Here is a 19,661-nt window from a genome sequence, read left to right as displayed (position 1 = left end):
AAAAATGGTTATGAAAACCCATTGCGACAGTTAAAAAAATGTTAACCCTTGGATTTGGGTTGCTTAAAGACAAAAGGAGGACTCTGTGAATAAGTTAGTAGGTACTATCAAAAAACTAAGACTACGCCAAATTCTTACAGTTTTTTTAGCTGGAATCTTGCTCGTGTTTAGTACTGCGTGTAACCCTGGTGACGCTAGAGGTGCAAACCCAGATAATCCTGCGGTTCAAGCTGGCGGCGCTAATAATCCCTACAAGGGAGGTGGAGACGCCTACACTAACTATAATATGTCCGCAGATCCTAAAGTCAACAAGACAACTGCTAAAACAGGGCGAGATCAAGCAAGCTTGCCTTCAAATTCGCAACTAATCGCGGCTAACGACTCCGAAATTCTTTATCCTGGTGCAGAAACACCAGAAGGTAGAATGGAAAAAGAGGCGCAACTTCCAATTAAAACGGCTGAAGACTTCAAGCAGCCTACTTCTGGTGGATTAATCCAGCGTGAAGCCGACTTAGGAAAGCGAGTAGAGAAGCGGTTAGAGAAGGTACAAGAAGCGTTTGGCGAGGCGTCTGAGTTCGTTGGTGAGAAAGCAGACGAAGCAAGTCGAAGACCAGAAGCAACAAGCAACCCCGCACTCAGACGTAAGTAACTACAAACGACTGACAAATGAAATTTTAGGACATTTAGTTAGCTTTTCACTCAAACAAAACCGCATGGAGTATCAGTATGAGCAAAATCATTACTGCAATTAGAAACATTCGACTGAGTAGAGTATTAATGGCGTTGCTAGCAGGCGTTGTGCTGTTTGTGAGTACAGCTTGTAACGCAGTGCAGGCACGCACACCAGGTTTGTCGGGCGATAGACAGGATGTTCCTTCAGGGATGCAGTCTGAGTCTACAACTCAGCTAAAAAATAGCTCTAATCCTCGACCAGAAGTCCCAGAGGAAGCCGTGACAAATTCTTTTCGAGGCGGGTCGATGAATGAGTTCAGCGATGTCGATCCAAGAGCCAGAGGCTTAGAAAAAGCTGCGGCTGATCGCGCTGCTGCTTTAAAAGAGAACGCCGAACGAAATGTTATTGACCAAACAGGCGATCTCGGCGGAAATACCAAGCGCATTCTCGACAAGAAAGGCGAGAACTTAGAAGACTTCGGTAAGAATGTACAGCGTAGCACCGAAGCTGCTCAAGACAAAGCACAAGGTACAGCCGCAGAACTTGGCAAAGCAACCAAGCGTGGTACTGAAAACATCAAAGAGAATACTCTTGATGCAACTGATGATGTGACTCGTGATGCAAAACGCGCTGCTGGTAACGTCAAGGAAAGCGCTAAAGAAACCGCTAAAGATGTAAGCCGTAGCACTAACCGCGCAGCTGAGAATGTAAAATCCGCAGGTCAAGACGTTGCTAATAAAGCACAACGTGCTGCTGACAATACTTCCGACTACGTTCAAGATAAAGCTTACCAAGCTGGCAAAGCAACTCAGCGATCGCTCTACAAAGCAGGCGATAAAGTTGGTGAAACTGTAGAGTAGGAAAGGTCAGGAATTAGGGTTCAGCAAAACCGCTTAATTTAGATCCCCAAACCTTAATCGCTTTACTTAGTCAGGAAGTTTGGATTTAATCTACACCAAACGCCTGACTTTTTTTATTGTTGGCAACAGAACGCGAGACACCTCTGATGTATAGCAGAGGTCAGAGGTCAGAGATCAGTTGACAGCGAAGAGAATGTGGGAAAACTTTGTCAACTGTCAACTTAGCGTGTTCGATGTCCCAACTACCCCAACGAGACTGCTATAAATGCGATCGCCTATAGTGCTGCGCTCCGCGCAACCGCTTATCATGTTAAATTGTAAATTGATTTGAAGAAGTTTTAACTCAAAGTTCAAAACTTTGTTTAGGTAGCCCCAAAGGAAGTGAACGGTACACCGGAGTTGAACTCCGAGAAAAAGCGTTCAGCGCATTCCGCGGTCAAAAGGCTTAAAATCAAGTTTTATGCATTTGAATACCAACTGTGTAGTGCTTGACGATGAATTTCGCGCCATGCAATTTGATGCTCTTTAGCAAGTTGCGCGCAGTCTTCATATTCTGGTTGAACGTTAACAATCTTTTCTCCAATTCGGGCAATTTTAACTCGCACTGAGCCATATTTAGTCTCTACCTGTTGAATTTCGCGTGGCAGAATAGTACGTTGTTGCAGCGAATGACGAATTCCCAAAGTTGTTGTCTCTTGAAATAAGATAGTTTCGCAATGACACACGCGTTCGCGAGGGCAGATAACACTAAGCAGAATTCCAGGACGCGATTTTTTCATTCCGATCGGCTGTGTAAAAACATCTACAGCACCAGCGGCAAATAAAGCGTCAAAAATATACCCGATCGCCTGTGGATTGAGGTCATCAATTTGCGTTTCTAGTACCGCAATCGTCTCTGTACAAGAACTTGTATCACTAAAGTTAACCTCTCGCTGACCTCTTGCCTCACCCAACCACAGCCTTAGAATATTCGGAATCGGTAGATCAATTGACCCTGCACCTAAACCAATTTTTTGTAGCGTCATTGTCGGTGGTGCGCCAAAATCAATAGCCAACGTTGTGGCGATCGCCGCCCCAGTTGGCGTAACTAATTCGCGTTCGATGCCGTTACTATAAACTGGACAATTGCGCATCTGCCATAACTTCAATACTGCTGGTACAGGTACTGGTAATCGTCCGTGTGCGGCTTTGACTGTACCACCTCCTGTAGGCAGCGCTGAACAGTATAATTTGTCAATTTCTAACCAATCTAGTCCTAAGCAAGTACCGACGATATCAACAATTGCATCAACCGCACCAACTTCATGAAAGTGTACTTTCTCTGGTGGAATTCCGTGTACTGCGCCTTCTGCGACTGCGAGTTGGCGAAATACTGCCAAACTCCACTGCTGCGCCCGTAATGGTAGTTGTGCTTGAGTAATTAGCTGCTCAATCTCTGGTAGATGTCGTCCATGATGGTGTGCGTGTTGATCGTGGTGATGTTCCCCTAACAAATCTACATGGACTTTGGTCGCTAGTTGCCCATTGCGGTGGACGAGTTCGGTGCTTAACTCATACTCTTGGGCGATACTTAATTTCTGGAGTTGTTCTGTTAAATACTCCAAGGGAACACCAACATCAACGAGTGCTCCTAAACACATATCTCCTGCAATACCCGTAGGACACTCTAAATACGCTAGTTTTGTCATAGTGTCAAAAATTTTAGGAAAGTGGCAAGGAGTAAAAAGCTAAAGCTAGAGACAAAAATTCAAAGCTGCTGATTAAAATCGCATCTCAGCGATGCTTCTTACAAAACTTCTGTTCTTTAACCCTTGAATCTTGACCTCTAGTAAAGTCATGGCTAAAACTTATACAATTCATCCTGATACTCCGCAACTGCGTACAGTTGAGCAGATTATTAGTACGCTCCGTGATGGAGCCGTAATGCTCTACCCTACGGATACAGTTTATGCGATCGGCTGTGATTTGAATTCAAAGTCAGCAGTCCAACGCGTACGACAAATCAAGCAACTATCAAATGATAAGCCACTCACATTTTTGTGTCCGTCGTTGTCTAACGTCGCAACGTATGCCAGAGTCAGCGACACCGCTTATCGTATTATGCGACACTTGATTCCTGGACCTTATACTTTTCTACTACCAGCGACTAAATTAGTTCCACGGTTGGTACAGCATCCCAAACGGAAAACAACCGGAATTCGCGTACCCGATCACGCCGTGTCGCAAGCGCTGTTGAATGCTTTAGAAAATCCGATTATTTCAACATCAGCGCACTTACCTCAAGATGAAAACGGGCACTCATCTTCACAAAGCGAAGCAAACATTTCTAAAGTCGAGTTGTTTGACCGTTTAGACAAGTTAGTTGATGTCATTGTCGATGACGGTTCTGAACTTGGATACCAAGTGTCCACAATTTTAGATTTTACAGAAAATGAGCCAGCGATCGCCCGCAAAGGTTTAGGTTGGGAAGAAGCCGCCGCTTGGATTTAATTATTTTTGCATATCACACAAAGCACAAAGGTGTGCTTGAATTTTTCCTGTGCAAACTTGTCTTTAATTTATTCAGTAGTTTTTTCTAAAAAATCATAATTGTTTCTGAACAAATCTGTATCGACATAACTATCTATATCTCTTAACGTATTACTTAACTTACGCAATAATTCTAATTATACATATTATTGTAAGTTCGCATTGTCATATTTATCTATTCAAAGTTTTAAAAAAATCTTCTTTTATTGACTTCAAAATTACTTACTGTACTCATATCAAAACTTTCTTATTGATTCAGGAAACTAGTATGTTAAAACAAATAAAAAGGAATATTCAAAATCATTCAACAAATTTATTCTTTACAGCCAACCTTGCTTCTAACTCATTTAGAACTTTACCTAATTTTATAATTATTGGTGGCATGAAATGTGCCACAACTGCATTATATACTTATTTAACTGAACATCCAAATATCATCTCTGCGTTCCGAAAAGAGGTTCACTATTTTGACTTGAATTACTATAAAGGTCTTGAGTGGTATCGCAGTCATTTCCCTTTATGTACAAATTCTATTCTGGGAAACTATTCCTCAAGTAAAATTATCACAGGGGAAGCAAGCCCTTATTATATGCTTTATCCTCATGCTCCAAAAAGAGTTGCTAAACTTTTACCAGATGTCAAGTTAATAGCAATTCTCAGAAATCCTATTGACAGAGCATACTCGCACTATAGGCACCAATTAAGGCTTGGAAAAGAATCTTTATCTTTTGAAGAAGCAATAGAAAAAGAAGCAGAAAGATTAGAAGGTGAACTAGAAAAAATAATGCACGATGAAACATATACAAGTAAGAAAAAATATGGTTATTATTCTTACTTACTTCGAGGCATCTACATCGATCAACTTAAGAATTGGTTTAGATTTTTCAAAAAAGAGCAAATGTTAATCTTAAAAACAGAAGATTTAGAAGAAAACCCATCGGAGATTTATAATAAAGTTATAGATTTTCTAGAGCTACCTTATTACGAGCTAAAACGGTATGAAAAAATATATGTAACGACAAGAAAGAAAGCAATAAACTCTGGTCGGTTAGAGTTTAGTGGAATCGACAAAAATGTAAGAAGAAAATTGCTAGATTATTTTGAACCGCATAACCAGAGGTTATATCAATATCTAGGGACTGACTTTGGTTGGGGCGAGAATAGATTGTAGATTTATGACTCGCTCAGGCTATGATATTCTCCAAATTCTTAATGATTCAACCAAGAATTGTGTTAGAAAAACACATGACCATAGCTACTCAACACTACATTAATTGAGAAGTAGCACTAGATAATTTATGTTTTAAACACTGAACTTTTAGTACGACATTCAGCAGCTTACGGCTGTTGCTTCCAGTCTTGACCGATACGAATTGTTAAGTGTGAATCAAGATCGCCAGTCGCCGTTGGTTCTACAACTCCTAATCCTAGAATTTGTTGAAGATCGGTTGCTGCGGTTAAGTTACCCTGCTGCGCAATAATTTCGGTTTGACGCTGCGAGTCGAGCCAATCAGAAACAGTATAGACTCTTGCAAAACCACGCGATCGCAAATATTGCGTGACGCGATCGCTCAACTTCGGATCGCCAGATGCATTTTGAACGGCAATTTTGAGCGACGTCAGCGATCGCCTGCGGGATGTTTGGACTCCACCCAGCGGCTGGACATCAAAATAGTCGCTCATCACGCGGTTAATTCCAACGCCATCCAGCCAGTAGCTACTAGGGTCTAAACTCAGCGGACTCAGATTACCAGGAACTAACACCATCTGAAAATTCTGCGGTTCGATAGTAATTCCGAAGTTAATGATCGCCAGCATTTCGATTAAGCTCAGATTGGTATCAACATAACTTTGGATCGTACGGGCAAGTTGAGGCAAGATCGGTAAAACCGTAGGGCTAGTGAGGCGATCGCGAATTGCTTTGAGTAATATTTGCTGTCGCTGCAACCGTTCTAAATCACCAACGTTTGAATCGCGAAAGCGAGCAAATTTTTGTGCTTGATCGCCATCCAGAGTTTGCCATCCTGCGGCTAAGTTAATCTCTAGTTTTTGCGTTGCATCGGTATAAGACATTTGTTGGGGAACAAAAACTTCTACCCCACCCAAAGAATCGATTAATTCTTGTAAAGCATTTGTCGTAATCCGAACGTAGCGGTCAATCGGGACATTATTTAAAGTGCGACTAACGACTCTTGCGGCTAAAGCTGGACCTCCCTCAACATTAGCAAGCGATATTTTTTCCAAACCAATTTCTGGAATAACAACTTGGCTATCTTTGGGAATAAAGAGAACTTTCATCGATTGATTTGTGGGGTCTAACCGCACAAGCAGCATTGTATCGCTCGCACCAGCAAAAACTCCCGATGCATTATTCCCCGTATTTATGGGAGGATCGATCCCCATAATCAAGATATTGACTGGACGAGAAATCTGATATTGCGAGGCGTCAGCCCAAAAATCTACAGGCGATCGCCGCTTGATAAAACCTTGTCCAACAAATTGTTTGTCTTGTAACGTATTACTATTTGGCCATATTGGAGTCAATAGCGCTACACTCGCTCCACAAACCATAGACATTGAAACAATAGCTCCCCAAAACAATAGGGGATTTCGTTTACGCATCGCCCACAGCACAAGCAGAAGATGCTGTTTAGCACCGATTGCTTGCCTTTTTGCTTGGGCTGCAACAGGCTGGATTGCCCTAATGTGCGTTTCTACTCCCTTTACCACAATAATCGTCCTCTTAATACCGCACTTTACACGTTATGTTAATCTAAGCTGTGAAAGACAAGTAGAGATTTTCATCACAAAAGATGAACTTAAATAGGAGTGAGGAGTAAGTTAACCCTCATTTATAATTTGAACAATTTCTTTCCCTGACCTCCGACCTCTGATCTCTGACCCCTACATATTTACCTGCGAATAGTTTAAGCTAGCTGAAGATTCTGTAGATTATTGTTTGAGGCTGTACTGTGCCGAATCACAAGTTCTGGATAAAATTCTTGATTGTCTGTAGTTTACTGGGTGTTGCTCAACCCGCATTGGGACAGGCACTCATTCCTCGCGCACCCCAACTAAATTCAGCTGCTTTAGAGCAACAAGGATTAAGACTAGCACAGGAAGCAGCGCAACTCGCACAATTTCAACAATACGAACAAGCTTTGCCAAGAGCGCGATTAGCAACGCAATTAGCGCCACGAAGCTATCAATCATGGTTTTTGCTAGGTGGTTTGTATCTACAAACAAATCGCTACAATGAAGCGATCGCGGCATTAGACCAAGCGAGAGTCCTCGATCCGAAAAATGCGTCGATTATGTTTGCTTTGGGTTCAGCGCATTTTCAGCAAGGAAAATACCAAGCTGCTGTCGATACCCTGCAAGCTGGCTTGAGGTTAAAACCCAACGATCCCGAAGGATTATTTGACCTCGGTAATGCTTACTACAAGCTCAGACAATTTCCCCAAGCGATCGAGCAATATAATAAAGCAACCGCAGCTGATAAAAAATTCTGGCCTGCAATCAACAATATTGGTTTAATAAAATACGAGCAAGGCGATATTAACTCAGCGCTGAAACATTGGCAAGCCGCACTGAATATTGACAAACAAGCAGCCGAACCACAACTCGCAATGGCAGTTGCACTTTATACTAGAGGCGATCAGCAACGTGCGATCGCCATGGGCGAAGCCGCATTACGCATTGACCAACGCTACGGTGATGTAGAATTTTTACGCGAGCAATTATGGGGCGATCGCTTAATTGCTGATACGCAAAAGTTACTGGCTTCACCGCGAATTCAAGCCGCTTTACAAGAGCCACCTTCACAGCCAGCGCAAATTCAAGTGATTCCGCAGTAGAAGAAGCCTCACCCCTCAAAATGACGAACCTGGTTGTTTGAGGAATTCTATTTCTTCTGGGGTAGATTCGCGATTGAGAATTTTGTTGCGGTGGGGAAAGCGCCCAAAGCGTTCGATCACTGCTAGATGACGCTGAGCATAGTCGATTGCAGAAGCACTTTCAGGATCGTCTTTTAACGATGCGAACAACTCAACACACTGGCGTTGATGCTCAAGATTTTCGCTGTGTTCAAACGGTAAATAGATAAACCAGCGCTGTACGTTTAAAAGTTCGCGGTCAAAACCTTGCGCAACTGCGTGCTGTGCAGCAGCGAGTGCAGCGGCGTCTGTCGCAAAAGCTTGAGGAGTTCCGCGAAAGATATTACGCGGCATCTGATCCAAGAGTAAAATTAATGCTAAGCAACTGCGGGGCGCTTCTTGCCAAGCGTCTAATTGATGCGCCGCAGCTTGTTCGTAGTCACTCAAAAATCGTTCGCGCACTTCGCGGTCAAACTCAGCGCTTTTCGTAAACCAAAACGCGCGCTGTTTACCATACTCTGCTGTATTTGGTTGTCCAAACCAAAACGTTAGAATTTCGTCTACTTGTGACATCAGTCCCTCTACCGTAGCATTGCTAATAGCTACCCGCTTTTTAGTGTATGCCCAATTGAGAGGTTAACTTTTGCGTTTAGTAGGTAGATAACGGTAGATTTGAGTTAAGCGTTAGATTCAGATCTGTCGTTGGGTTGATGACAACAACCTCAGCACGTCTGCGACCGAGTAAAACTCCGCCTAATGCACCTAATCCAGCACCACCTAGAACTTCTTCGGTGGCGATCGCGCGATCGCCTGTAATTGCTGCGACAGCGGCGGCTGCTGCTGCACCAACGGCTGCACCTTTCAAGATCGAACCTGTGTTAGACCCACGCGTAATTTCCTGCGTTTGACTGAATACTCTTGAACTAGCATTAATGCTTTGTCGTCGGTTATTCGGCATGACAAGTTCTCTTGCTACAAACTGCGAACCACCGTAAACCGGTTGAATTTGACCGACAATTTGACTTCCTGCTGGTATCAATACAGTACCACTACGGTTGATAATATTCGTTGCTACCGTGAGCGTTAAAGACATCGTTTCCGTAGGAGTAACAATGATGCGTTCTGCCTCATCGTACCGCGCGGGAATCGAAGTACCTACGGGAATTGTAACTTGTGTAGAAGACGGATAATTCGTTGAAGGATAGGTTCTCGAAGGATACGGTTGCCGAGGAAAAAGTTGCGCTGATGCAGGAGTTGATAAAATGAGGGGGGTTATAGTACTTGCTGCAACTGCAAGCGCCATAACTCCAGCTGTTCCAGAGTGCCAAGAATTAACACGATTCATATCAAACGTTCTCCTTTAAGAAGGAAATCACTTTTTCGCGTACTTCAAAATTGCCATCATTTCTCTGTATGATTTGATGCACTCAAGTAGCGAATTAGTATCAAACACTGTTATCTATTCAGACTGGAAAGCGAAAAAGAAGGTTCCGAGTTGAAGGCTACAAGCTAGCAATCAGCTACTTCTTTTGCATCCTTATTAAGGTTTTTCAAAACCCATGACGCGTGCTGACATCTGATCTACAGTACGCGGATCGGTTTTAAATGTTACCCAGCCTTCACGGGTAGATTGTCGCGGTAAAAAGGCAATTTCAAATTCTGCGGTTTCTTGTTCGGTACCATTGCTTTCTAAGACAACTTCGACAAGTACGCCTTCAGCCGTTTCGTCACCTTGATTAGTTACAGATACTGGCACGACAAAGTAATTTTGCTGCGGCTGCGGTTGCCCAAGTTGAAATTCAAAGCTGGGGGGCGAGGAACCTGTATTTGCCCCGTCGTAAACCAAATATCCCAACGTACCAACGACGAGTACAAGACTAATCGCAAACACAATCCACTCTAGCCAGTTTTTTTCTAATTGTTTCATTGTAGTAATAGTCTTCCTGCCGAAGCACCGAGCGTTGCGGCAAGTCCTAAAACAACGGTTTGGGCTAAGCACGTCATGAGTGACATACCGTCAAAGCGCCCGAAAAACCACAAAATTGCAGCGGAAGCAACTAAGGCGATCGCATAGGTCACAACTGTGCCATAAATAACATTAACAAAGCCGCGTTTTTTAGAGAATCGCTGCGTGCCGGTGAAGTTACTATAAAACAGAATCATTGCCCCTAAGAGCATAGAGACAAGCGCAAAGCCCACGAGTCTCCAAGAATTACTTTCTACTGCGATTTGAATAATTTCTTCGGTAGGGGCGACATTTGCAGCAAATAACACTGCACCACACAACGCGATCGTCAGTTGTCCTCCAAAATCACCGTTGTTTTCTGTCAAAAAAGGTGTGGGATCGGGATCGTCGTGCGGTGAGTTACTTTTCATGCCACTATCTGTTTGCTGATCGCCTTCACCACCGCCTAACTGTGCCGTACCAACAGAAACACCGATCGCCACCGTCATCGCTTCCACGATAATTTGACCAGCGATTTCATCAACAGACATATCCGCAGTGATTCGCCCTAAGAGCCAGAGAAATATTGCGGCAATGATTAATCCTAGTCCCATCTCTTCGACCGAATCAATGGCAACTTCTAACGGACCTGCTGAACGCCGCAAACCACCGTAGCGATTGTAACCGAGTAACAAGCTAAAAGTAGCCAGGACATAAATCAGTAGGCGTAAAGGATGCGCAATAAATCCAGTCCACCAAACTTCCATTGTGTAAAGCAAGGGTAAGCTGAATAGTAGACCTCCGGCAATTCCCCGCAGGTATTCTTGAAGCGATCGCACAAGCGATCGTTGCTGATTTTGGCGATTCATAGTTCGTGCTTGCAGTTGCAGGCGCTGGTGTATATCACATTACTTCTTTTTTGTCAAGATATCAGTGAACATCATTAAATAGCCGCCGATGAGAATCACGACTGCTAACCCACCTGCCACGAGATCGAGGACTTGAGTATCTTCCATTATTGCACCTTGATGTATTCTAGAATACTAAAAATCGACGCCTTGTTTGAGTTCGACTCCTTGGTTTGCGTAGTGTTTGTGACAAAAAACTTCCGAGTGGATACTCGCTAAGTCAAAATAGGCTGGTGGATTGTGACAGCGACCGGTGATAATGACTTCGGTATCGCGAGGTTTACGCAGTAAAGCTTGGACAATTGGTTCTACTGGTAACAGTTCTAAATCAACCGTAGGATTGAGTTCGTCGAGGATGATCGTTTTATACAAACCTGATGCGATCGCAGTACGGGCGATTTCCCAACCTCGCTCAGCTTCTACATAGTCTAATTCTTGCTGTTGACCGCGCCAAACAATTGCATCGCGCCCACAACGTTGATGATCGACTAAGGCGGGGTAGGATTGTTGTAAAGCTGCGATCGCGGCATCTTCGGTGTAGCCACTGCCACCCTTGAGCCATTGCATAATCAAGACACGGTGGGATTTATCTTGACTAATTCCTCTACCGATCGCTTGCAATGCTTTACCTAAAGCACTTGTCGATTTTCCTTTCCCTGCACCCGTATAGATTTCAATTCCCGAAATTCCTTGTTCGGCGGCTGTTGCGTGGTGGTGCGGTTTCATTTCCGAGTGCAAATCGGCGATGTCGAGAAGTTGTTGTGGCGCACCTCTTCCTGTAGCGATGATTTCAACTTCCTCAGGCTTTGATTTCAGCGTTTGCACGACTTCATCGACTGGGAGTAATCCTAAGTCAAGGACTGGGTTAAGTTCATCTAACACAACTACTGAATATAAACCCGAAGCGATCGCACCTTTGGCAACATCCCAACCGCGTCGCGCTTCTTGACGATCGAACCGCATAATTTCATCAGGGCCAAAAAATTCGGCTCTCCCTGTACGTACCTGATCGATTAAATGCGGAAAACCTTGTTGCAAAGCTTCAATTGCTCCATCCTCATCATAGGCGCGTCCTGGTCCTTTGAGAAATCGCAGCAGTAAAACACGGGTGGCGCTACGCGTGTTGATTCCTAATCCAATAGAACGTAAAACGACGCCTAAAGCCGCCTGGGACTTTCCTTTTCCGGCACCGTCGTAAACGTGAATTTGCCCTACAGCCCTGTGGGGACGTAGTTGCGCTGTGCGAATACCAATGCCGTTTCTTGTCATTGCTCTTTTCGATGTTGATGCAGATTTAGATTTTAACGGACGTCTCGGTTGATTGCTAGGGAGGAGAGCGCGAGTAGTGAGAAGCGAATAGCTAGAGGGTATAACAGTTAGAGAACGTTTTTTCATACAAAAATTCATCACACTTAACACTTAGTCGTATGAGTTTCGGTCGCATCTTGGTGATAGCAACAAATGTATTTCGCGAAGTGGTACGCGATCGCATTCTTTATATCATTGGCTTGTATGCTCTAATTTTGGCGGTGGCAATTTGGTTATTACCGCAACTTGCTGCGACGACAGAAGATAAGATTTTCTTGGATCTTGGTTTAGCAGCGATGAGTCTACTTGGCTTAATTGTGGCGATCTTTGTTGGCACTGGGTTAATCAATAAAGAAATTGAGAAACGGACTGTATTAGTTTTAATTGCTAAACCGATTAGTCGTGGCGAATTTATTGCAGGTAAACACTTGGGATTGTCCGCAGTTTTGGGCGTACTGATTGCAGCGATGACAGCGATTTATCTTGCCTTTTTACAACTGGGGAATATTCCGTATCCGTTGGGTAGTATCCTTCTAGCAGCACTATTTTTATTTTTGCAGTTGTCGCTCATTACCGCAGTTGCGATCGCATTTGGAGTCTTTACAAGTTCGGTGCTTGCAACACTCTTGAGTTTTGGCATTTACTTGATGGGTAACTTTACTCAAGATTTAGTGACATTAGGTCGTCTGAGCGAAAGTGTCAACATTCAGCGCATGACTCAGGGATTGTACCTATTCTTACCTGATTTATCGCGTTTAGATTTGAAGAATTTAGCTGTTTATGGTGCTGATGCTTTACCAAATCCACTCACACTCATCGCGAATGCAGGTTATGGCTTGTTGTATACAGGGTTGTTGTTAGCGATCGCAATTCTGATTTTCTCGCGCCGTCAGTTTTAAAAAGCAAGATGGTTTAGATGGCTAGCTGCAACTGTTTGGATTTACGTTCCATAGCAGTTGATGCTGTCACTACTTCACCCTTTGCAAGACAATCTCGAACAACTTCTGCAACAACTTGTGCTAAGTCGCAAGGTACAGCGTTGCCAATTTGCCTGTAGATCGAACTGTGCCCACCGATAAACTGGTAGTCATATGGAAATGTTTGTATTCTTAGAGCTTCATCAATCGTTAATCGTCTAAGTCTTTTAGGTGCAGCATTTAATGAGAGCGGTTTTCCTCCTTTCATCAAGTAAGAATGATACCATTCAACCCAACTTTCATGACCAAGATAGCAGTGATCTTCATCAATGATTGGCGTTTTATTTCCCCCCATAGAGGCATGGAGAGCGCATGAGTATCCATTGGGATTTAATGGTCTTCCTTGACCATTGAACATCATTCCTGCATAAGGAGAACGCCGCATTACAGGCTTGGCAGCAAGAGTAACTTTTGCATTACATATCCGTTGATTGTTCTCGGAACCTGCTATACCTAAAGGTGAAACAATATCTCTAACCTTTGGAGCTTGCTTCTTATATTGCTCGAAGTGTGTCTCTAAGTTGCCAATATCTTTAATATCACGAAAGCCAATCAAAAACATTCGCTCTCGGGATTGTGGTACACCAAAGTCAGATGAGTTGAGTACCACTAACTTATAGGAGTATCCCAGTTGACTAGTCACACTGAAAAGGCGTTGGCGCATCTTAGACCACTTGTCAAAAACTGCTAGCGCCTTAACATTCTCACATATAAAAGCCCGAGGCTTTGTGAGTTCCACAGCCTTCATAAATACCCATAACAATTCGTTACGCGGATCATTAGGGTTCATTTTGCCAGCTACAGAAAAGCCTTGGCAGGGCGGACCACCAAAAACAAGATCAATTCCCTTGAATCGATGTATGTCAATCAAGTATTCATTAATATCACTGCACTTGATAATTCCTCCTGGATGATTTGCCTCATACGTAAGACAAGCGTCTCGGTCGATGTCATTGGCACTAACAACATCGACTCCTGCGCGGATGAATCCAACATCCATACCTCCTGCACCGGAAAAAAGCGAGATCCCAGATAAAACCATTTTGTTATTCATGTATGCGATTTTGGCATAATTACTTTTCCAAATCAATATCTGAATTATGGAAAGTCAAAAGCAGTCTATCTCAAGTATTCACGATCCCGAATATCACAGGATCGTTGCTGGGCTGGTTGCCTTAAGAGAAAAAGCGAAACTTTCTCAAAAAGCAATTGCTCAGGAAATCGGCTTGACACAACCTGACATTTCCAAGATCGAGCGTCGGGAACGTCGAATCGACATTCTAGAAGCATTAAGATGGGTTCGGGCTACAGATACTGATCCTGCTGAATTCTTTGCACAGTTTGCTAATTCAGACTAAGCATGAGCTTCTCAAAACCAACTGTAGATCAAACAGCCGCCAAGCAACTTTTTCAAGAAGCGATCGCAATTGCACAAGATGAGTCTAGAAAAACCCCAGCGACAGGATGGGATATTGAGATCAGAACAATCATTGAAGGCAAACATCTCACTTTCAGATACATTCTTGTGACTGCTCTTTTAGCAAAAGCAACCAACCAGAAGATCAATGCCCTTGCGCTTCAAGCAGGTGCTGATGTTGAAGGGGCATATGATGCCCGTAGCTTATGTCATCGAGTGGTGGTACCGCTTGAGCGTAAATTACTAAATCGTTCGCTGGGAGGTTCAAACGAGCCATTTCTCAATAAGCCTGCCCGCTTTCCAACAATCTCCCCATCAAATGCTGTGAGGGCTGGTAGGGATCGAGAACTTCTACTGATACTGCATAACGTACTGTCCGAGATAAAAACGTCTGAGCAGGCTTTTAATAGTCTTTGTGTTGCCTTGAAGTATGCAATTAAAAGACAAATTGCACGATTTGAGCCTTCTCAACTTGCCGACTCAGCAGACTCTCACTTAAAAATTATTGAATTTGTCACTGCATTTGCTACAAGGTCAATTGAGGGTCAGGTTGCTGCAATTGTGACAGGGACTATCCTATCAACATATTTTGACCAGTTTGAAGGTTTTGAGATCATTGTCCATCCGATTAATCAAAGTGGTGCTTCCTCGAATGAAGTGGCAGATATCGACATCAAGAAGAATGGTCGAATTTTTGTGGCAGTTGAGGTTAAAGATAAGCAGTTCGGTCAGCAGGATGTTGATCATGCTGCGTTCAAAGCAAGTCAATACGGCTTAAAATCAATTACGTTCGTTATTGGAGTAAATGGAGCGTGTATCGCATCGCTTGAGCAAGTTGCAAAGACTGCTTTGCTCACAAGAGGTGTCAATGTCATTTTTGTTGATCTTGTTTCTTTTGTTAGATCAGTAAGTGCATTATGTCCAGAACTCTCCTTTGGCACATTTTTGGCAAAACTCCAGTACTATGCAATTAGCGCTCGGGTCAGGGATGAAGTTTTTGAGCATATTGAACGTGTCGTCCAATCTACGCAAGTTCTGTCAAATCCGCTATCTAACACTTCGTTGGAGTGATGGCATAGATTGGTTGGTGTGAATACAAAGGTTCCTAGCTGCTCAATACCGTTAATTATAGCAAGACGTATTTAGGTTAGAACAAATATACTTATTAAATGCATTGCGCGTTCAAGCTTTTAAAGAAGCTAATGGCTAATAGAAGAATCTGCTAACCGCTATAGTCAACTCAAAAATTCTCTCGTTATCATCTTCAAGAGACTAACAAAAATCTAGATCGCCATGTACAGACCAACAGCTTTTCAAGAAGACAATGTAGATAAACTGGTTTCTTTTATGAGAACCAATAGTTTCGCTACTTTGGTATCAATTGTAGATGGTGTGCCGTGCGCTTCTCACATCCCGCTTGTTGTGACATTGCAGGAAGATGTTGTTAAATTGAGCGGTCATCTTGCGAAGCAAAATCCGCAGTGGCAAGCTTTTGATACGGCAGAATCACTAGCTATCTTTACTGGAGCACACGCTTACATTTCTCCTACCTTGTATGAAAAACACGAGAGCGTACCAACTTGGAACTATATTGCAGTTCATGCGTATGGTATTCCCAAAATTATGACGTTCAATAACACACCACAATCAGTGGACAAAATGATCAATGACATGATCGATACCTATGAAGCTGAATATAAATTACATTGGCATGGTTTATCCGATGGATTTCGTGAAGGGATGATGAATGGCATTGTAGGATTTGAAATGACAGTGACGCGCTTGGAGGGTAAGTACAAACTTAGTCAAAACCGTAGTCAAACTGATCAGCAGAATGTATCAAAGGAACTTTTAAAGAGTTCAGATGCAGCTACTCGTGCTATTGGTACACAAATGAAACAGAACATCGAGAAAAATGAGTAATAAAAGATATTGTTTTAATGTCAGGTGAAACGAATTTAGCAGTTTTACTCCGATCAATGAATCCGATTTTGCGTGATGAAGAATACGTTTTTTGCAGTGTGAATCATCACGATAATAGTTATTTGAAACTTGAGCCTATCTGTGTATTTCGCGAAGATGAAGGACTAACACTGATAGTAAGGCGCGATCGCGCGGATGCTGCGGATATTTCTTATTCGTCAGTTTTTCGGATGGTAACACTATCAGTTCACTCTAGCCTCGATGCTGTAGGATTTCTAGCGACGATTACTAGTAAACTTGCACAATATGGCATTAGTGTCAACCTAGTTTCAGCATATTATCACGACCACTTATTCATTCCAGCGGCACGAGCGTGTAAAGTCATGAGGCTGTTGCAAGAGTTCTCGACACCGTAATTAGTTACATTACCGCAGGCTAATCTTAATTTTTTGCACCCAACTTGCGAAGCTTATGCAATCAGATAGCCTACTTTGTCAAATTCCTGGCGAAAATCCGCCACAGCCGATTTTTGAGCAAACGGTACGCTTGAATGGTAGCGGTGTTTCCTACGCCTGTAGCAATCCAAATCATTTTCCAGAACACACCGATCCTCATGTCAAAATTTCTATTCCGCTTGCAAACTCTTCATTTCACGCAACTTGGCAAACTGCAACAGGTCAACGCAAGCAACAACACGTTCAAGCCGGACACGTTTCGATTCTACCTGCAAACTTACCTCATGAAACCCTGCTAGAAAGCAAACAGGAAATGATAGTTATTAATTTTGAACCTATCTTACTTGAGCAAATTGCTGATGAGTTGGGCAATCAAAAGATTGAAATTGTTGAGAAGTGGGCAGCGCAAGATCCGTTAGTTCGTCAGCTTGGAATAGACTTGCGTGGAGAATTTCAACTGCGAGTACCAAGGCTTTTATATATTGAATCAGTAATTCATGTTCTTGCAAATCATTTGATTAAGCACTATTCAACAACTTGTATTCCGTTTGAAGATGCGAGTGCTAAACTTCCAATTCAGAAACTAGAACACATAATTGCCTATATCGACGACCAGCTTGAACAAAATGTAACACTGAGCGAACTTGCAAATGTTGTGCAGATGAGTCAATATCGCTTTGCACGAGCGTTCAAACAGTCTACGGGTCTTTCTCCTCATCAATATTTACTTTCTCAAAGAATTGAAAGGGCTAAGAAGCTCTTAAGCGAGACACAATTATCAATTGCAGATATCAGTTATCAACTTGGATTTGCAAGTCAGAGTCACTTTACGGCTACGTTTCGTCGATTGACTACAGTCACTCCTAGCGTGTATCGAACAACTATAGGGGCAAGTTTTTGACAAACTGGGCAAGAAGTTTGTAGCCACATTGATATGCACTCGATATTCTGAGAACTGTCACAACATGATGTTATGGCAATTAGCACACAACGAGACTACGACTGTCTCGTCGAAAAGTTCTTGTCTCTCTCGGAATCATTGTTGCAGCTTTAGTCTGCTACCCGCTGAACATTAGCAAAATTAACATTCAAACAAGCTATGAATGCTCAATCACCAGCAAATCACTTTGATGTTATTATCGTTGGCGCAGGTCCCGCAGGGTTAAGCGCGGCTCTTGTATTAGGGCGATCGCGTAGACGTGTTTTCATTATCGATGCTGGCAAACCACGCAACGCCGTGTCTCATACTGCGCATAGTTTTTTCTCACGCGATGGAATCGCGCCCTTAGAACTGTTGCAAATCGGACGCGAGCAATTACATCTTTATGATGGCGTAAAGTTTCAGATGGGAGAAGTCATTGATGCTAGGAATTTAGGCAATCAATTTCAAGTTACTCTCAACAATGATGCTCAATTTACTTCTCGAAAGCTACTATTAGCTACAGGCGTAAAAGATATTTTACCTGCAATTGAAGGATTTGCTGAACTTTGGGGAAACAGCATTTTTCACTGTCCCTATTGTCATGGTTGGGAAGTTCGAGATCAACCTCTAGCGATCTATGGTAAAGGCGAAGCCGCATTTGAAATGGCATTAATGCTTACAGGCTGGAGCCGCGATTTAATTCTTTGTTCGGATGGTTCTGCTGAATTAAGTGATGCACAGCGCCAACGATTAGTTAGCTGGGGAATTGAACTGCGCGAAGAAAAAATCGCCCGTCTTGAGCATAAGAATGGATTGCTGACAGAGATTGTGTTAGCAAACGGCGAAGCAATCCCACGTCGAGGTATTTTCCTGCGCCCTCAACTGCAACAGCATAGTGACTTAGCCGCAAAGCTAGGATGTGAGTTGACTGAAAATAAGCTTGTAGAAGTTGCTGAGGATCAACAAACCTCTGTTGCTGGAGTTTATGCTGTTGGTGATACATCTACTCTGTTTTCGCAAATTACTGTAGCAGTTACCAGTGGCGCAACTGCTGCGGCTTTCATAAATCGCACCCTGATTGAAGAAAACTTGATGCACGCGCGTTAATACGTGACAACAGTAAGGTTACGTATCAACAGATAATCTGAGTAATCTAATCGGTTTTTCTGGTTATGACAAATCATTTTAATTTCAAGTTTTCAAATACTATTGATGCTGGAGGCTGCAAGGGCGATCGCCTGCGGTAAAATTCGATGTTCTTGAACTTGAATCCGCGCGTGAAGCGTTTCTGGGGTATCGTCGGGTAAGACTGGCACGGCGGCTTGAACCAAAATCGTACCGCTATCTACTTCGAGACTGACAAAGTGGGCGGTACAGCCTGTAATTTTCACTTTTGCAGCTAATGCTTGTTCAATGGCGCGGACACCTTTAAAGCTGGGTAGCAAACTAGGGTGAATATTAATGATTCGATTGGGGAAAGCATTGATCAAAACTGGAGTGACAATACGCATCCATCCTGCCATAATTACCCATTCGACATTATATTCGCGTAAAGTCTTGACAATTTGCGCATCTAGGTCTTCTCTAGAGGCAAAATCGCGGTGGTTTAACAAAATTGCTGGGATGTTTCGCTGTAGGGCACGTTTTGCGGCTTTCGCTTCTGGGTTATTGTAAATCAGAACTTGGATTTGAGCGTTGAGTTTTCCTTGCGCGATCGCATCCGCAACGGCTGCAAAGTTACTACCATTACCAGAGGCGAGAATTCCGAGTTTTAGCGGAACTTTTAGTGTTATGTCGCGTGGTGATACTGAGGGAGAAACTAGACTCAGAGTAGAATCAAGGCTAAATCGATCTAAATTGCTGGACATC

At 43.1% G+C, this 19,661-nt stretch carries 21 protein-coding genes; 12 read left to right on the top strand and 9 right to left on the bottom strand.

Features of this window, described 5'->3' with window-relative positions; all coding sequences use genetic code 11:
* Positions 1-85 precede the first annotated feature (85 nt).
* Positions 86-649, top strand: coding sequence for a DUF6658 family protein (locus GLO7428_RS20010; RefSeq protein ID WP_015190397.1), 564 nt, complete (start codon positions 86-88; stop codon positions 647-649).
* A gap of 77 nt (positions 650-726) precedes the next feature.
* Complete coding sequence (locus GLO7428_RS20005) at positions 727-1,533, top strand: hypothetical protein (RefSeq protein ID WP_015190396.1); 807 nt, start codon at positions 727-729, stop codon at positions 1,531-1,533.
* A 458-nt stretch (positions 1,534-1,991) separates the two neighbouring features.
* Here GLO7428_RS20005 and larC read toward each other — a convergent pair whose 3' ends face one another.
* On the bottom strand, positions 1,992-3,221 hold the full coding sequence (larC, locus tag GLO7428_RS20000) for a nickel pincer cofactor biosynthesis protein LarC (protein ID WP_015190395.1): 1,230 nt from the start codon (positions 3,219-3,221) through the stop codon (positions 1,992-1,994).
* Between the two features lie 148 nt (positions 3,222-3,369).
* Between larC and GLO7428_RS19995 the strand changes: the two genes are divergently transcribed.
* Both GLO7428_RS19995 and GLO7428_RS19990 read left to right on the top strand, forming a co-directional pair.
* Positions 3,370-4,023, top strand: coding sequence for an L-threonylcarbamoyladenylate synthase (locus GLO7428_RS19995; protein WP_015190394.1), 654 nt, complete (start codon positions 3,370-3,372; stop codon positions 4,021-4,023).
* A gap of 307 nt (positions 4,024-4,330) precedes the next feature.
* A complete protein-coding gene (locus GLO7428_RS19990; protein ID WP_015190393.1) occupies positions 4,331-5,233 on the top strand; it encodes a sulfotransferase domain-containing protein in 903 nt (300 codons plus the stop codon).
* Between the two features lie 167 nt (positions 5,234-5,400).
* On the opposite strand, the gene GLO7428_RS19985 is transcribed toward GLO7428_RS19990, so the two are convergent.
* Positions 5,401-6,792 carry an LCP family protein gene (locus GLO7428_RS19985; protein ID WP_015190392.1) on the bottom strand — a complete coding sequence of 464 codons (1,392 nt, stop codon included), beginning with the start codon at positions 6,790-6,792 and terminating at the stop codon, positions 5,401-5,403.
* Between the two features lie 242 nt (positions 6,793-7,034).
* Here GLO7428_RS19985 and GLO7428_RS19980 point away from each other — a divergent pair, with 242 nt between their 5' ends.
* Positions 7,035-7,919 carry a tetratricopeptide repeat protein gene (locus tag GLO7428_RS19980; protein WP_015190391.1) on the top strand — a complete coding sequence of 295 codons (885 nt, stop codon included), beginning with the start codon at positions 7,035-7,037 and terminating at the stop codon, positions 7,917-7,919.
* 15 nt (positions 7,920-7,934) lie between these two features.
* On the opposite strand, the gene GLO7428_RS19975 is transcribed toward GLO7428_RS19980, so the two are convergent.
* The 5 genes from GLO7428_RS19975 to GLO7428_RS19955 form a co-directional block, all read right to left on the bottom strand.
* On the bottom strand, positions 7,935-8,510 hold the full coding sequence (locus GLO7428_RS19975; protein ID WP_015190390.1) for a DUF924 family protein: 576 nt from the start codon (positions 8,508-8,510) through the stop codon (positions 7,935-7,937).
* A gap of 76 nt (positions 8,511-8,586) precedes the next feature.
* Positions 8,587-9,282 (bottom strand): S-layer domain-containing protein, encoded by a 696-nt coding sequence (locus tag GLO7428_RS19970; RefSeq protein WP_015190389.1) that lies wholly within the window; start codon positions 9,280-9,282, stop codon positions 8,587-8,589.
* Positions 9,283-9,477: 195 nt separating this feature from the next.
* Positions 9,478-9,864, bottom strand: coding sequence for a hypothetical protein (locus GLO7428_RS19965; RefSeq protein WP_015190388.1), 387 nt, complete (start codon positions 9,862-9,864; stop codon positions 9,478-9,480).
* Positions 9,861-10,751, bottom strand: coding sequence for a TIGR02587 family membrane protein (locus GLO7428_RS19960; RefSeq protein WP_015190387.1), 891 nt, complete (start codon positions 10,749-10,751; stop codon positions 9,861-9,863). Before GLO7428_RS19960 ends, GLO7428_RS19965 begins: the two co-directional genes overlap by 4 nt.
* Before the next feature lie 174 nt (positions 10,752-10,925).
* On the bottom strand, positions 10,926-12,059 hold the full coding sequence (locus GLO7428_RS19955; protein WP_015190385.1) for a cob(I)yrinic acid a,c-diamide adenosyltransferase: 1,134 nt from the start codon (positions 12,057-12,059) through the stop codon (positions 10,926-10,928).
* 158 nt (positions 12,060-12,217) lie between these two features.
* Here GLO7428_RS19955 and GLO7428_RS19950 point away from each other — a divergent pair, with 158 nt between their 5' ends.
* A complete protein-coding gene (locus GLO7428_RS19950) occupies positions 12,218-12,997 on the top strand; it encodes an ABC transporter permease (protein WP_015190384.1) in 780 nt (259 codons plus the stop codon).
* 13 nt (positions 12,998-13,010) lie between these two features.
* Here the strand turns inward: GLO7428_RS19950 and GLO7428_RS19945 are convergent, their stop codons facing one another.
* The gene (locus tag GLO7428_RS19945; RefSeq protein ID WP_015190383.1) at positions 13,011-14,129 is read right to left on the bottom strand and encodes a DNA cytosine methyltransferase; all 1,119 of its coding nucleotides are present in this window, start codon (positions 14,127-14,129) and stop codon (positions 13,011-13,013) included.
* 46 nt (positions 14,130-14,175) lie between these two features.
* Between GLO7428_RS19945 and GLO7428_RS19940 the strand changes: the two genes are divergently transcribed.
* The 6 genes from GLO7428_RS19940 to GLO7428_RS19915 all read left to right on the top strand — a co-directional run bounded on the left by GLO7428_RS19940 (position 14,176) and on the right by GLO7428_RS19915 (position 18,899).
* Positions 14,176-14,433: a helix-turn-helix domain-containing protein gene (locus GLO7428_RS19940; protein ID WP_015190382.1), complete on the top strand. Its 258-nt coding sequence runs from the start codon at positions 14,176-14,178 to the stop codon at positions 14,431-14,433.
* A 2-nt stretch (positions 14,434-14,435) separates the two neighbouring features.
* Complete coding sequence (locus tag GLO7428_RS19935; RefSeq protein ID WP_015190381.1) at positions 14,436-15,563, top strand: restriction endonuclease, SacI family; 1,128 nt, start codon at positions 14,436-14,438, stop codon at positions 15,561-15,563.
* A 222-nt stretch (positions 15,564-15,785) separates the two neighbouring features.
* The gene (locus GLO7428_RS19930) at positions 15,786-16,415 is read left to right on the top strand and encodes an FMN-binding negative transcriptional regulator (RefSeq protein WP_015190380.1); all 630 of its coding nucleotides are present in this window, start codon (positions 15,786-15,788) and stop codon (positions 16,413-16,415) included.
* A 17-nt stretch (positions 16,416-16,432) separates the two neighbouring features.
* Positions 16,433-16,831, top strand: coding sequence for an ACT domain-containing protein (locus tag GLO7428_RS19925; RefSeq protein ID WP_015190379.1), 399 nt, complete (start codon positions 16,433-16,435; stop codon positions 16,829-16,831).
* Between the two features lie 55 nt (positions 16,832-16,886).
* Positions 16,887-17,771, top strand: coding sequence for an AraC family transcriptional regulator (locus GLO7428_RS19920; RefSeq protein ID WP_015190378.1), 885 nt, complete (start codon positions 16,887-16,889; stop codon positions 17,769-17,771).
* 198 nt (positions 17,772-17,969) lie between these two features.
* Positions 17,970-18,899, top strand: coding sequence for an NAD(P)/FAD-dependent oxidoreductase (locus tag GLO7428_RS19915; protein ID WP_015190377.1), 930 nt, complete (start codon positions 17,970-17,972; stop codon positions 18,897-18,899).
* 92 nt (positions 18,900-18,991) lie between these two features.
* Here the strand turns inward: GLO7428_RS19915 and purN are convergent, their stop codons facing one another.
* Positions 18,992-19,660 (bottom strand): phosphoribosylglycinamide formyltransferase, encoded by a 669-nt coding sequence (gene purN, locus GLO7428_RS19910; protein ID WP_015190376.1) that lies wholly within the window; start codon positions 19,658-19,660, stop codon positions 18,992-18,994.
* Position 19,661 lies beyond the last annotated feature (1 nt).

Origin of the sequence: Gloeocapsa sp. PCC 7428, from assembly GCF_000317555.1 — a bacterium.
In the GTDB taxonomy this organism is placed as follows: Bacteria; Cyanobacteriota; Cyanobacteriia; order Cyanobacteriales; family Chroococcidiopsidaceae; genus Chroogloeocystis.
This window is presented reverse-complemented; position numbering and strand designations above follow the sequence as displayed.